This window comes from Kitasatospora xanthocidica, assembly GCF_014656195.1.
In the GTDB taxonomy this organism is placed as follows: domain Bacteria; phylum Actinomycetota; class Actinomycetes; order Streptomycetales; family Streptomycetaceae; genus Kitasatospora; species Kitasatospora xanthocidica.
Map to the genome: position 1 here is coordinate 13,757 of NZ_BNBY01000048.1, position 13,064 is coordinate 26,820.

11 protein-coding genes are annotated in these 13,064 nt (G+C 75.8%); 5 read left to right on the forward strand and 6 right to left on the reverse strand.

Annotation, left to right across the window (positions count from 1 at the left end):
• Window positions 1-142 precede the first annotated feature (142 nt).
• The 3 genes from IE332_RS38740 to IE332_RS38750 all read left to right on the forward strand — a co-directional run bounded on the left by IE332_RS38740 (window position 143) and on the right by IE332_RS38750 (window position 4,015).
• The gene (locus IE332_RS38740; protein WP_189926166.1) at window positions 143-2,176 is read left to right on the forward strand and encodes a hypothetical protein; all 2,034 of its coding nucleotides are present in this window, start codon (window positions 143-145) and stop codon (window positions 2,174-2,176) included.
• 161 nt (window positions 2,177-2,337) lie between these two features.
• Window positions 2,338-3,378, forward strand: coding sequence for a glycosyltransferase family 2 protein (locus IE332_RS38745; RefSeq protein WP_189926168.1), 1,041 nt, complete (start codon window positions 2,338-2,340; stop codon window positions 3,376-3,378).
• Between the two features lie 31 nt (window positions 3,379-3,409).
• A complete protein-coding gene (locus tag IE332_RS38750; RefSeq protein ID WP_189926170.1) occupies window positions 3,410-4,015 on the forward strand; it encodes an acyltransferase in 606 nt (201 codons plus the stop codon).
• Between the two features lie 47 nt (window positions 4,016-4,062).
• Here IE332_RS38750 and IE332_RS38755 read toward each other — a convergent pair whose 3' ends face one another.
• From IE332_RS38755 to IE332_RS38765, 3 genes are all read right to left on the reverse strand, one after another.
• Window positions 4,063-5,649: an LCP family protein gene (locus IE332_RS38755; protein WP_189926172.1), complete on the reverse strand. Its 1,587-nt coding sequence runs from the start codon at window positions 5,647-5,649 to the stop codon at window positions 4,063-4,065.
• Window positions 5,650-5,855: 206 nt separating this feature from the next.
• Window positions 5,856-7,106 carry an LCP family protein gene (locus IE332_RS38760; RefSeq protein WP_189926174.1) on the reverse strand — a complete coding sequence of 417 codons (1,251 nt, stop codon included), beginning with the start codon at window positions 7,104-7,106 and terminating at the stop codon, window positions 5,856-5,858.
• A gap of 37 nt (window positions 7,107-7,143) precedes the next feature.
• Window positions 7,144-7,935 carry a TIGR03089 family protein gene (locus IE332_RS38765; protein ID WP_189926176.1) on the reverse strand — a complete coding sequence of 264 codons (792 nt, stop codon included), beginning with the start codon at window positions 7,933-7,935 and terminating at the stop codon, window positions 7,144-7,146.
• A gap of 104 nt (window positions 7,936-8,039) precedes the next feature.
• Here IE332_RS38765 and IE332_RS38770 point away from each other — a divergent pair, with 104 nt between their 5' ends.
• Entirely contained in the window at window positions 8,040-9,197 is a 1,158-nt protein-coding gene (locus tag IE332_RS38770) for a peptidoglycan recognition protein family protein (RefSeq protein WP_189926178.1), read from the forward strand.
• 69 nt (window positions 9,198-9,266) lie between these two features.
• Here IE332_RS38770 and IE332_RS38775 read toward each other — a convergent pair whose 3' ends face one another.
• The gene (locus tag IE332_RS38775; RefSeq protein WP_189926186.1) at window positions 9,267-9,767 is read right to left on the reverse strand and encodes an SgcJ/EcaC family oxidoreductase; all 501 of its coding nucleotides are present in this window, start codon (window positions 9,765-9,767) and stop codon (window positions 9,267-9,269) included.
• 40 nt (window positions 9,768-9,807) lie between these two features.
• On the opposite strand from IE332_RS38775, the gene IE332_RS38780 reads away from it, so the two are divergent.
• On the forward strand, window positions 9,808-10,746 hold the full coding sequence (locus IE332_RS38780) for a DNA-3-methyladenine glycosylase family protein (RefSeq protein WP_189926188.1): 939 nt from the start codon (window positions 9,808-9,810) through the stop codon (window positions 10,744-10,746).
• 29 nt (window positions 10,747-10,775) lie between these two features.
• Here IE332_RS38780 and IE332_RS38785 read toward each other — a convergent pair whose 3' ends face one another.
• Both IE332_RS38785 and cofD read right to left on the reverse strand, forming a co-directional pair.
• Window positions 10,776-12,068 carry a coenzyme F420-0:L-glutamate ligase gene (locus IE332_RS38785; RefSeq protein WP_189926190.1) on the reverse strand — a complete coding sequence of 431 codons (1,293 nt, stop codon included), beginning with the start codon at window positions 12,066-12,068 and terminating at the stop codon, window positions 10,776-10,778.
• Window positions 12,065-13,024: a 2-phospho-L-lactate transferase gene (gene cofD, locus IE332_RS38790; RefSeq protein ID WP_189926192.1), complete on the reverse strand. Its 960-nt coding sequence runs from the start codon at window positions 13,022-13,024 to the stop codon at window positions 12,065-12,067. Before cofD ends, IE332_RS38785 begins: the two co-directional genes overlap by 4 nt.
• Window positions 13,025-13,064: the final 40 nt, after the last annotated feature.

Here is a 13,064-nt window from a genome sequence, read left to right on the forward strand (position 1 = left end):
ACGGGGACAAGGGCCGGGTGCGCGCAGCGCCCGGCCCTTTCGCCGTGCGGCCACGAGAGTGGCGGCGGGCCCACGGCAGGGGGCGTTCGGGGCCCCTCCCCTGACGCGTGTTCGGCCCCCGGGCGGCTGAGATGATCGTCCGATGTTCCCCTCGGACGCCCCGCCGCTGCCCAGCGCCGCGCCCCTCACCGTCGCGGCCGCCCACCGCTGGCGCACCGCCCGTACCGCCTGGCGGCTGGACGGCCGCTGGCTCGCGCTGCTGCCGGTCGCGTTCGCGGTGCTGGCCACCGCCGTGGAGCCGAGCGCCGCCCGGTGCAACGCCCAGGGCGTCTGCCGGGACACCTGGGGCTCGGCCCTGGCCGGCTGGTCGGTGCTGGCCGAGGTGGTCCTGCTGGCAGCCCGGGTCCGGATCCGGGCGCTCGTCCCGCCCGTCGTCCTGGCCCTGCTCTGGTACCTCCCGGAGGGACTGGTCACCCCGCTCGCCCGCTGGTCGGCGGTGCTGGTCCACGTCCTGCTCGCCGCGGTCCTGCTCGGCGCCGAAGCCGGCCGCCGCCGCGCCCGCCAGCAGCTGGACGAGCTGATGGCCCCGCCCGTCCCCTTCCCGTGGACGGCCGCCGGCGCGCCCTCGCCCGTCCTGCGGGACGGCCCGCCGGTGCTGCGCCGCGCCCTCGGCGCACTGCTGCTCCTCGTCGCCGCGGCCTTCCCGCTGTACGGGCTCTGGGCACAGGCCCGGGCGGACGCCGCCGACGAGCGGGCCGTCCGGGTCACCGGCACCGCCGGCACGGCCGACCGGGACGGGGTGCTGACCGTCCGCTTCCAGCCGCCCGGCGGCGGCCCCGAGCGCACCGCCGCCCTGGACGTCTGGTGGCAGCGGCGGCCGCAGCCCGGCGAGCCCGTCCCGCTGCTGGTGGACGGCGACTCCGCGCACGCCCTGGGCGACGACTACGACCTCTCCGGCCAGCTGAGCGCCGGCGGCCTGATCGCCCTGCCCGGCCTGGTGCTGCTCGGCTCGGCCGCCGTCGCCACCGCCCGCCGCGGGCGGCCGGCCTTCGAGGGCTCCGCCCCCGCGCTCGCCGTCCGGGTCCGCGCCGACGCCCGCGGCGACCTGCTGGTCCAGCCGCTGGACGGCCCGCCGGACGGCCCCGGGCTCTGGCGCCTGGTCGAGCGCGACCGCTACCGCTGGGCCCGGTACGGCGCCCCGGACGGGGAGGGCCCGGCCTGGGTGCCCGAGCACCTGAGGATCGAGTGCGACGAAGCCGACTACCCGGACCCGCCGGTCCACCTCGACCCCGAAGACTCGGACGAGGAGTACGAGGAGTACGAGGAGCACGAGGAGTACGAGGAGCACGAGGAACTGCTCGACCGGGCCACCCCCGACGAGGCCGTCGCCTGGCTGGCCCACGCCGGCCGCAGCGTGCCCGCCGTGCTCTACCGCGGCCCCGACGGCGACGACCACCAGGTCCTCGTCCGCCCCGGCCTGCTGGACGGCGACCCGCTCTGGGTGGCGGCCGTGGTCGCGCCCGCCGCCCGGGCCCCGCGGCTCAGCCGCCGCACCGAGCACTACCGCGAGCGCGAACTCGCCGTCGCCGTCCTGACCGCCGAGACCCTGGCCGCCGCCCCCGAGGCCGGGCCGGGCACCGAGCCGGTGGCCGCCCGCCGCTGGGAGATGCCGACGCCGCTGCGCGCGGCGGCCGGCCCGCTGGCGGCGCTGGTGGTCGCCGCGGCCGTCGTGCTGCTCGACGACGACGGCTGGTGGGAGAACCTGTTGCGCCCGCTCTGGATCGGCTCGACGGCGATCATCGCCTGCGCCCAGACGCTCTCCTGGCAGGTGGTGGCCGACCGCGACGGCCTGCGGGTGGCCACCGCGCTGCGCACCCGCAGCTTCCGCTGGGCGGAGATCAGCGCGGCCGCGGTGCACCGCAACCTGCTCACCATCCGGCTGCGCGGCGGCGGGGAGTTCTCCTTCGCCAGCCGCCCGGCGGTCTGGCTGGCCGGCCACTTCGGCGACCGGTACGACCCGGTGGCGCTGGCCCGGACGGTGGCCACCGCCGCGCACCGCCCGGACCTGCGCCCGGACCGGGCCCTCCCGGACCGGCTGGGCGGCCCGCAGCACCTGGTGAACCGGCTCGCGCTGGCCGGCTACGCGGTGTTCACCGTGGCCCACTACGCACTCTGAATCGGCACCCGATCCACACCGGACCCACCCGGGCCGGGGCGGCCCGCCCACGGGGAGCGCAGTGTTCTTGATCACAGTGCCGCCGTGGCGCCGCCGGGTGCCCACTCTCGCCCGAACCGGGACGAGACGGCGACGCGTCCGCACCGGTACGGTTGGCCCCGATGAACACCAAGGCTGCTGAGGAGCTGCCGGCTGTTTCCGTGATCATGCCGGTGCTCAACGAGGAACGTCACCTGCGCACGGCCGTCCGGCGCATCCTGGACCAGGAGTACCCGGGGCCGATGGAGGTGGTGATCGCCCTCGGTCCGTCCAGTGACCGCACCGACGAGATCGCCGCCGAGCTGGTGGCCGAGGATCCGCGGGTGCGGACGGTCGCGAACCCCACCGGTCGGACACCCGCCGGGCTGAACGCCGCGATCCGCGGCTCCCGCCACCCGATAGTGGTGCGCGTGGACGGCCACGGGCTGCTCACCCCCGGCTACGTCGCGACCGCGGTCCGGCTGCTCGGCGAGATGGACGCGGCCAACGTCGGCGGCATCATGCACGCCGAGGGCGAGACCGAGTGGGAGAACGCGGTCGCCGCCGCGATGACCTCCAAGCTCGGCGTCGGCAACGCGGCCTTCCACACCGGCGGCCTGGCCGGCCCGGCGGACACCGTCTACCTGGGCGTGTTCCGGCGCGAGGTGCTGGAGAAGCTCGGCGGGTACAACGAGGAGTTCATCCGCGCCCAGGACTGGGAGCTGAACTACCGGATCCGCCAGGACGGCGGCCTGGTCTGGTTCACCCCGCAGCTCAGGGTGACGTACCGGCCCCGGCCCTCGGTGCGGGCGCTGGCCAAGCAGTACAAGGACTACGGCCGCTGGCGCCGGGTGGTCACCCGCTACCACCGGGGCTCGGTCAACCTGCGCTACCTCGCCCCGCCGGCCGCGCTGCTGGCGGTCACCCTCGGGCTGGTGCTCGGCGCCGCCGTCCACCCGGCCTTCCTTGCGGTGCCCGGCGCGTACCTGGCCGGCATCGTCGGCGGGGCCGTGACGGAGGGCCGCGGCCTGTCGTTCAAGGCGCGGACGCTGCTGCCGGTGGCCTTCGCGACCATGCACCTCAGCTGGGGCTTCGGCTTCCTCACCTCGCCGCGCTCGCTGGCCCGCCGGGTGATCGCCAGTGTCCGTCCGACCGCCGAGGACGTGCTCTCCAAGACCGGCTGACGCCCCGCCGCACCCGCTATCGTCGCTCCGCATGGGGACGGTTGAGGGTGCGGCGAGGATCGAGCCGAGCGCGGACGTCGACGAACGGGCCGCCATCGGCGCCGGGACGACGGTCTGGCACCTCGCCCAGGTCCGCGAGGACGCGGTGGTCGGCGCGGACTGCGTGATCGGCCGCGGCGCGTACGTCGGGCCGGGCGTGCGGATCGGGGACCGGGTCAAGCTGCAGAACCACGCGCTGGTCTACGAACCGGCTGTGCTCGAGGACGGGGTGTTCGTCGGCCCGGCCGCCGTCCTCACCAATGACCGCTACCCGCGCGCGGTCACCCCGGACGGCCGGCCGAAGGGCCAACCCGACTGGCACGCCGACGGGGTGACGCTCCGTCAGGGCTGCTCGATCGGCGGCCGCGCGGTGCTGGTCGCCGGAGTGACGGTCGGCCGCTGGGCCCTGGTCGCGGCCGGTGCCGTGGTGCACCGGGACGTGCCGGACTTCGCCCTGGTCGCCGGTGTCCCGGCCCGCCGGATCGGCTGGGTCGGCCGCGCCGGCGAGCCGCTGCGGGACGAGGGGGACGGCCGCTGGCGGTGCCCCCGGACCGGCGAGCGCTACCGCGAGGCGGACGGAACCCTCCTGCCGGAGTAGCCACTCGGCGTCCCGGCTCTGTGGCGTCCCGGCTGCTCGGCGTCCGGCTACTTGGCGCAGGCGTCGGTGTCGTCGGCCTGCACCCGCTGGAGGTCCTCGGGCGCCTCGGTCGGCACCGCCGCCGGGGCGGCCGGCGCGGTCAGGGCGTCCTTGCCGAGCACCAGCAGCAGCCCGGCCTTCGGGTCCGCCTTCGCGGCCGGCTTCACGGCGTCGCCCGGCAGCCCGAGGGCGGCGGCCAGGGCGTTGGCCGCGGCCTCCTGGCCGGCCTGGTAGGTGACCGTGGTGGTCGCGGTGACGGGCGCGTCGCTGCCGACCGCGGCCTTGGCGAAGCCCTTCGCCTGGAGCTTGTCGACGGTCGGCCCGGACTGTCCGCGCTTGCCGCTGCCGTTGCGCACCGTCAGCTGGACGTCCTTGGTGTCCACCGCGGGGGCGGCGGCCGGGGTGGTGGCGGCCGGGGTGGCGGCCGGGTCCGCGGCCGGGGGCGGGGTAGCGGTCTCGGTCAGCGAGCGGTCGCCGGCGACCATCGCGAACAGCTGCTTGGCGTCCGGCTGCTTGAAGATCACCCGGTTCTTGTTCTGGGGGTCCTCCAGGACGGGAACGGTGGCGAAGGTGATGTTCTTGGTGTCGACCTTGCTGATGTCCAGCGCGAGGTCCTTGAGCTTGTCCACGCTGCCGATGCCGGAGTCCACGGTGAGCGCCTTGGTGGCGGCGTCCGCGAGCTTGAAGAGCTTGGTCGGGCTGGTCAGGGTGTCGTCGCTCTTGATCTTGCGGATCATCGAGCTGATGAACTGCTGTTGCAGCGGGATCCGGCTGAGGTCGCCGCCGAAGCCCACCGCGTGCCGGGTGCGGACGAAGGCCAGCGCCTCCTCGCCCTGGACCACGTGCCGGCCCTTGGTCATCTTCAGGTGGGAGTCCGAGTCGTTGATGTCCTTGGCCGCGCAGACCTCGACCCCGCCGACGGCGGTGGAGAGGGTCTTCACCGCCTGGAAGTTGACCTGCACGAAGTGGTCGACCCGGATCCCGGTGTTCTTCTCGACGGTCTTCCAGGTGCAGCCCGCGTCCCGTCCGCCCTGGCCGAGGCTGATGTTGAACTCGTCCCGCGGCGAGCCCGGGATCTTCTTCCCCTGGGCGTTCTGGCACTCCGGGATCGGCACCATCAGGTCGCGCGGGAGGCTGATCACCGTCGCGTTGGAGCGGTCCTTGGAGATGTGGAACAGCAGCGTGGTGTCGGCGTGCCCGGCGCTGCCCTCGTCGCCGTACTCGCGCCCGAGGCCCTCCCGGCTGTCGGTGCCGATCACCAGGATGTTCAGCGCCTCACCGGCGGCCTTGGGCCGCTCCGCCTCGTCGCCCAGCTCGACCTTGACCGAGGTCAGGTTGTCGTTGAAGTGCCGGTACAGGTAGTACGCCCCGCCGCAGCCCGCGACCAGCACCAGGGCGCCGGTCCCGGCCGTCCACTTGAGCACCCGCCGGCGCCGGGTCCGCTTGGCGGCGGCGGCCGCCCGCCGCCGGTTGTCCCGGCGGCCCTCCCCGGCCGGAGCCTCGGGCGCTTCGGCGGCCCGGCGGCGGCGCTGCCGGGGGACACCGGGAGCCGGGTCCACCCGGTACCGGCCGCTTTCCGGTTGCTCCTCGTGCACGGGGGTTCCCTACGTTCGACCGGTCACTGCCGCGGCCCGCCGTTCCGACAAGCCGATCCGGACACATTAGACGAGTGAAATGAAGGAAACGTCCCCGCTGTGATCTGCATCATGTTTGAACAAAGAAGGGGTAAATTCCGTTAATCGCCGAGCAATTGCCGGAACACCCGCGCCGACCTGCGGCGCGGCCGCGCCCGTCGCTCGGCTCAGTGCTGGGCGCAGGCGTCCACGTCGGCGGTGCGTCCCTCGAACGTGGGTGAGGCACCCGCCGAGGGTGACGCCGCCGCGAACGCCGCCCCGGCGGAGTCCGCGCCCGGCCCCGCACCCGGGCTGGCCCCGGCGCCCGGGTCCGCGCCCGCCGACGGCGTCGGCCCGGGCGGCCGCACGGCGACCGACCGGTCGTCCCGCAGCGCCGCGAACAGCTGCCCGGTCTGCGGCTGCACGAACTCGTCCCGGTCCGAGTCGTAGCGGTACGGGCGGCGCGGCGCGGTCAGGAAGACGACGTTCGCGGTGGGGACGGAGCGCAGGTCCTGGGTGAGGTCGTACAGCGCCCCGAGCGAGGACAGCCCGCCGTCCGCCCGGACGGAGGAGGTCGCCGCGTCCAGCACCGGCCACAGCCGGGCCGGGTTCAGCAGCACCCCCTGCGACTCCACCTTGCGGATCAGTGAGGCGAGGAACTGCTGCTGACGGCCCATCCGCTGGGTGTCGCTGCCGTCCCCCAGGGACTCCCGGGCCCGGACGTAGCCGAGCGCCTGCTCGCCGTGCAGGGTCTGCCGGCCGGCGGGCAGGTCGAGCTTGGCGTCCTTGTCGTGGATCGGCTGCGGCACGCACACGTCGACCCCGCCGATGGCGTCCACGATCGTCTTGAACCCGCTGAAGTCGAGGATCACGTAGTGGTCGATCCGGATCCCGCTCAGCTGCTCGACGGTGCGGATCGAGCAGGCCGGGCCGCCCGTCTCGAACGCCCAGTTGAACTGCATCAGGGCCGGCCTGCTGCGGGTGCCGTCCGGCTTCTCGCAGGCGGGGACGGAGACCATGACGTCGCGCGGGACGGAGACCGCCGTCGCGTGCCGGCGGTCGGCCGACAGGTGCAGCAGGATCGTGGTGTCCGAGCGCTGGGTGCCCGCGTCGGCGCCGTAGGAGCCGTTCGCGCCGGAGCGGTCGTCGCTGCCGATCAGCAGGAGGTTCTCCGCGCCGCGCGCGCCGGCGCTGCGGCTCGGCCGCTCGGCCTCCAGCTTGGCGAGCAGCCGGTCGGTGGCCGAGTCGGTCCGGATGTTGCCGTCCAGCTTGCGGTAGGCGATCCAGAGCAGCACCCCGCAGGCGACCAGCAGGAACGCGACGGCGCCGGCGGTGATCATCAGCCACCGCCGGCGCTTGCGCGGGCGTCCGGTCCGGCCCTCGGGGGCGTCCGTCGGGGGAGTGTCGGTCGGGGGGTGTTCGGTGTCGTCCTCGGCCATGGCGGGAATCCCTACCCGCCGGGGCCGGGCCCGGGGGTCACCCGAGGCGCAGTGTCACCCGTTCGGATTCGATCCGCTTCTCCCACTGCTCGGCGCTGAGCGACCCCGAGTTGCGGCAGAGCACCACCGAGGCACCGGCCGCCAGCGGCGCCAGCAGGCCGGCCTCCAGGCCCGTCCAGTCGTCGTACGAGAGGGTGGACAGCACGCGGTCCCCGGGCTTCAGGCCGAGGCGCTCGGCGCCCTCCCGGGCCAGCGCGACGGTCTGCTCGCCCGTCAGCTTCAGCGGCAGCCCGTCCACCGCGGTCTCCAGCGCCTGCCCCTCGGGGGCGACGGGGGAGTACGGCGCGAAGCGGTCGCCCTGGCCGGGCACCTCGGCGGCGTAGTCCAGGAAGCCGTCCGGGCGCTGCGGGAAGCGGCCGCCGAGCGGGCGCAGGGCGAGCGCGACCCGCTCGCCCTCGCAGGCGTGGGCGGCCTCCAGCCCGTCCGGGCCGCTGACCACCAGGTCGGCGGTGGACGGGTCCCCGGCGGGCGCCGCCGTCACCCCGACCGACCAGCAGGCGAGCAGCCAGACGGCGCTCTGCCAGTGGGCGGGCAGCAGCAGCGCGGCCCGGTCGTCCGGGCCGGCGTTCAGCTCGTCCTGGAGGAGGTTGGCGGTCTTGGCCACCCAGTTGTCGAAGGTCCGGGCGGACAGCTCCACCCGTTCGCCGGTGGCGTCGTCGTAGAAGGTGACCAGCGGGGCCGCGGGATCGACCGAAGGGGTGCCGCCGCGCAGGAATGCGTGCAGCAGCTCGACGGGGGTGCGGGCATCGGCAGCGAAAGGCGCAGTCATGGTGCGCCCCAGCCTAAGGCCTTCGAGTGGCAGGCCGGGAGGGGTGGCCGAACGGCCGCGGGGCGGCGTGGCGAGTGGTCCGTTTTGCGGCGACGATCCGGTTTATGCCTCTCTCGACCAAGGCCGCGCACCTCGCACTGCCGGCCGCTCTGCTCGCCGGCTGCACCGCCGCCCTGCTCCTCCAGCCCGCCTCCGCCGCCTCCGCCGACCCCTCGGGCCCCCGGCGCCGCGACTTCGCCGCCGGCGCCTCGACCACCTCGATCCCGCTCCCCGCCGGCCACGGCCTCGCCGCGCGCGACACCCCGCCGTTCGAACTCCTCGGGGTCGGCTGGGACGGCCCGCCGGACGCGCTGGCCGGCACCGGGATCCGGGTCCGCACCCGGGACGCGGACAGCGGGGAATGGGGCGGCTGGCACCCGCTGGAGACCGACGCCGAGGACGGCCCGGACCACGCGCCGCACGGAGCCACCGCTCCCCTGTGGACCGGCCGCAGCGACGGCGTCGAGGTCGACGTCCGGCCCGGCCCCGGCGGACCGCCGCCCGGTCTGCGCCTCGAACTGGTCGACCCCGGCCGGGGCACTGCCGCGGCGGCCGCCCGGACCCTGCCCGCCGAGCCCGCCCGGCCCGCCGACGCCGGCCAGGTCCCGCGTCCGGCCATCGTCACCCGGGCCGGCTGGGGCGCCGACGAGTCGCTGCGCGACCAGGCCTTCGAGTACACCGGCCCGGTCCGCGAGGTCTTCGTCCACCACACCGCCACCGCGACCGACTACGCCTGCGGCGACGCCCCCCGGGTGATCCGGGCGATCTACCAGTACCACGTCAAGACCAGCGGCTGGCGGGACATCGGCTACAACTTCCTGGTCGACCGCTGCGGCACGGTCTACGAGGGCCGCGCCGGCGGGGTCGAGCTGCCCGTCCACGGCGCCCACACCCTCGGCTTCAACACCGACTCCTCCGGCGTCGCCGCGATCGGCACCTACGTCGGCGACCAGCCGACCCAGCCCCTCCTCGACGGCCTCGCCGCCGTCGCCGCCTGGAAGCTCGGCCTCACCGGCCAACCCGCCGAGGGCCGCACCCCGCTCACCTCGACCTCCGACGCCAGCCGCTACCCCAAGGGCACCGTCGTCGACTTCGACGCCGTCTCCGGGCACCGCGACGCCTTCAACACCGAATGCCCCGGCAACGCCCTGTACGACCGGCTCCCCGCCCTGCGCACGGCCGCGGCCCGGCTGCAGACCCCGCCGGTCCCGCCGACGCCCTGACCGCGGCGCTCCCGGGCTCCCCTCCCCGCGCCCCGTCCGGGGGCGCGGGGAACGTGCCGGCCCCGGCGCTCAGCCGGCGCTCTCCACGGCGCCCCACCGCCGCACCAGCTCCCGCAGCTCCTCCGTCAGCACCGTCCCCAGGTCCGGCCGGAGGTCGTACCGCGCCGGGGTGTTCTGCAGCAGCGCGATCCGCCACCCCGCCCCCGCGTTCACCGCGATCACCGTCTGCACCGCGTTGAGCCCCGGGTCGAGCTCCCGCGCGCCGGCCGGCACCATGCCCACGACGGCCTCCAGCTGCGCCACCCCCGCCCCCAGCGCCCGCACCCGGCGGACGGCCGCCACGTAACGGGGCGTCGGGTGGTCCGCGAAGACCCGCCCCAGCTCGGCGGCGATCGCCGACCGGCCCCGGTGCCCGCTCCCGTCGTAGCCGATCACCTCGCCGTCCTCCGCGAACGGCCCGGCGAAGGCCGCGCCGTCCCGCCGGTTCCACCCGTCCAGCATCCGGCGGTACAGCCCCCGCACCGCGATCTCGTCCCCGGAGGGCAGCTCCGGCAGCCGCGTATCGTTCATATCCCCATGGTCGGCGACGGCGGCGAAGGAGGCGACGGCAGTGACGGGCGGGGCGGACGGTACGGGCGGCGGCGCGGCGCGGCGCTGGCGGCCGGGCTTCCCGCTGGACGCGGCCCGGACCCTGCTGCCGCTGCGCCGCGGCCCCGCCGACCCGTCGTACCGCACCACCGGCGACGGCGCCGTCTGGCGCGCCTCCCGCACCCCGGGGGGCATCGGCACCCTGCGGGTGCTGGCGCGCCCCGCCGCGGGCGAGGTCGAGGCGACCGCCTGGGGCCCGGGCGCGGAGTGGCTGCTGGACCGGCTCCCCGTCCTGCTGGGCGCGCAGGACGAACCGGAGGCGCTGGTGCTGCCGCCCGGTCCGCTGCGGGACGCCCAGCGCCGTACCGCCGGGGTGCGGCTGACCCGCACCGGCCTGGTGCTGGAGTCGCTGGTCCCGGCGGTCCTGGAGCAGAAGGTCACCACCGACGAGGCCTACCGTGCCTGGCGCACCCTGCTGCGGGACTTCGGCACCCCGGCGCCGGGCCCGGCCGAGGGGATGCGGGTGCCGCCGTCGGCCCGGGAGTGGGCGCTGATCCCGAGTTGGGAGTGGCACCGGGCGGGCGTGGACCCGAAGCGGTCCGCGACGGTGATGCGCGCGGTCCGGCTGGCGCCCCGGCTGGAGGAGGCGTCCGCGATGGGCCACGAGGAGGCCTTCGCCCGCCTCACCGCCGTCCCGGGCATCGGCGTCTGGACGGCGGCCGAGACCCTGCAGCGCAGCAACGGGGACCCGGACGCGGTCTCGGTCGGCGACTTCCACCTGCCCAACCTGGTCGGCTGGGCGCTGGCCGGCCGCCCCCGCAGCGACGACGCCCAGATGCTCGCCCTGCTGGAGCCCTACCGTCCGCACCGCCACCGCGTCTGCCGCCTGCTGGCGGCCACCGCCGTCCACGCCCCCCGCTACGGCCCCCGCCTCACGCCCAACGACCACCGCCGCCGCTGAGCAGCGGCGGTGCGGGCCCGGGGCAGCGGCTACCGCACCTCGATGAAGGTGTCGGCGGCGCGGGCCGGGCGGTCGCGCGGGGGTTCGGCCGGGCGGCCGACCGCGACGGCGCCCATCGGGTCCCAGCCGTCCGGCAGGTCGAGGGCGGCCCGGACGGTGTCGCGGCAGAACATGGTGGAGGAGACCCAGGCGGAGCCGTAGCCCTCGCCGGTGAGGGCGACCAGCAGGTTCTGCACGGCGGCGCCGGCGGCGACGGTGAACATCTCCCGTTCGGCGGCGGCGCGCCGGGCGTCGGGGTAGTCGTGCGAGCCGTCGGTCACCAGGCAGGGCACCACCAGGTACGGCGCGTCGCGCAGGACGTCGCCGCGGGCGGTGCGGCGGGCGATCCTGGCCTCGTCCCAGCCGTCGAGTTCGCGCAGGTCCCGCTGCCAGGCGGCGAGCATCGCGTCGAGCAGCCGGGTGCGGGTGTCGGGCGACTCCAGCAGCACGAACCGCCACGGCGTGGTGTGGTGCGGGGCGGGCGCGGTGACGGCGGCCGCGACGGCGCGGCGGACGGCGGCCGGGTCGACCGGTTCGGTGGTGAAGGAGCGGACGGTGCGCCGCAGGGTGACGGCCTCCCGCAGGGCTTCGGAGGTGCCGATGCGGAACATGTCGTCCGCGGCGGGCCGGACCAGCGGCCGGGCGCCGGCGCCGTCCTCGGCGGTGACCAGGTGCCCGAGCCCGCGCACGACCGCCACCGGGACGCCGGTGGCCTTGCCCTTGACCAGGTCGGCGGCGGCGGCGAGCTCGTCGGCGGTCGCGGTGACGGTCATCGCCAGCTCGTTGCCGTGGCTGTCGACGCGGCCCCGGTGGTCCTCCAGGGCGGAGAGCCCGGCGGCGCCGATCGCGACGTCGGTGAGCCCGTTGCGCCAGGGCCGTCCGAAGGTGTCGGTGACGACGACCGCGAGCCGGCGGCCGGTGAGTCCCTGCAGCCGGGCCCGCAGGGCGCGGGCCGAGGCGTCCGGGTCCTCGGGGAGCAGCAGCACGGTGCCGGGGGCGGTGTTGGAGGCGTCGACCCCGGCGGCGGCCATGACGAAGCCGTTGCGGTTCTCGACGATCCGGACCGGTCCGCGCCGGGCGACGACCCGGACGGTCTCGGCGTCTATCGCGGCCTCGCGGTCGGCGGCGTGCAGCAGCCGGCCCTCGGCCTTGCTGACGACCTTCGAGGTGACGAGCAGGATGTCGCCGTCCTCGAAGGTCCCGGCCTTGGCGATCAGGGCGCCGAGGTCGGCCCCCGCGTCGACCTCGGGGATGCCGTCGACGCCCAGGATCTCCAGCGTCACCGGCGGACCTGCTCGGCCAGCGCCAGCGCGGCCCGGGCCATCTCGGCGGTGGCCTCGACGTCGGTCATCAGCAGCGGGACGGCCCGGCAGGCGATCCCGGCCTCCTCGACCGCGGCCACCGAGGCCTCGTCGGCGGTGTCGACCAGCCAGCCGTCGATCAGCGCGGAGCCGTAGTTCAGCGCCACGGCCTCCGCGGTGGCCTCGACGCCGACGGCGGCGAGCACCTTGTCGGCCATGCCGCGCACCGGCGCCCCGCCGATGATCGGGGAGAGGCCGACGACCGGCGCCGGGGCGGCGGCGACGGCCTCCCGGATGCCGGGGACGGCGAGGATGGTGCCGATCGAGACCACCGGGTTGGACGGCGGGAAGAGGATGACGTCGGCGGCGGCGATCGCCTCCAGCACGCCGGGTGCGGGCTTGGCGGTGTCGGCGCCGACCGGGACGATCGCCTCGGCGTCCACGGCGGCGTGCAGCCGGACCCAGTACTCCTGGAAGTGGACGGCCCGGGTGCCCTGCTCGTCGGTGATCCGCACATGGGTCTCGACCCGGTCGTCGCTCATCGGCAGCAGCCGCACGCCGGGCTTCCAGCGCACGCAGAGCGCCTCGGTGACCTGACTGAGGCTGTACCCGGCGGTGAGCATCTGGCTGCGGACGAGGTGGGTGGCGAAGTCCCGGTCGCCGAGCCCGAACCACTCGGGGCCGACGCCGTACTCCTTCATCTCGGCCTTGATCGACCAGGTCTCGTCGGTCCGGCCCCAGCCCTGTTCCTCGTGGATGCCGCCGCCGAGGGTGTACATCACGGTGTCGAGGTCGGGGCAGACCTTGAGCCCGTAGAGGTGGATGTCGTCGCCGGTGTTTCCGATGACGGTGATCTCGTCCTGCGGTCCGACCGCCGCGAGGAGTCCGCGCAGGAAGCGCGCCCCGCCGATCCCGCCTGCCAGTGCCACGATGCGCATGGGGTCATCCTGCCACGGCCCGACCCTCCGTCAGCGCGGG

Coding starts and splice junctions, on each gene's coding strand:
- cofD (WP_189926192.1), bottom strand. CDS start 13,024: ATGCGCATCGTGGCACTGGCAGGCGGGATCGGCGGGGCGCGCTTCCTG.
- IE332_RS38750 (WP_189926170.1), top strand. CDS start 3,410: ATGGGGACGGTTGAGGGTGCGGCGAGGATCGAGCCGAGCGCGGACGTC.
- IE332_RS38760 (WP_189926174.1), bottom strand. CDS start 7,106: ATGGCCGAGGACGACACCGAACACCCCCCGACCGACACTCCCCCGACG.
- IE332_RS38745 (WP_189926168.1), top strand. CDS start 2,338: ATGAACACCAAGGCTGCTGAGGAGCTGCCGGCTGTTTCCGTGATCATG.
- IE332_RS38775 (WP_189926186.1), bottom strand. CDS start 9,767: ATGAACGATACGCGGCTGCCGGAGCTGCCCTCCGGGGACGAGATCGCG.
- IE332_RS38740 (WP_189926166.1), top strand. CDS start 143: ATGTTCCCCTCGGACGCCCCGCCGCTGCCCAGCGCCGCGCCCCTCACC.
- IE332_RS38765 (WP_189926176.1), bottom strand. CDS start 7,935: ATGACTGCGCCTTTCGCTGCCGATGCCCGCACCCCCGTCGAGCTGCTG.
- IE332_RS38770 (WP_189926178.1), top strand. CDS start 8,040: ATGCCTCTCTCGACCAAGGCCGCGCACCTCGCACTGCCGGCCGCTCTG.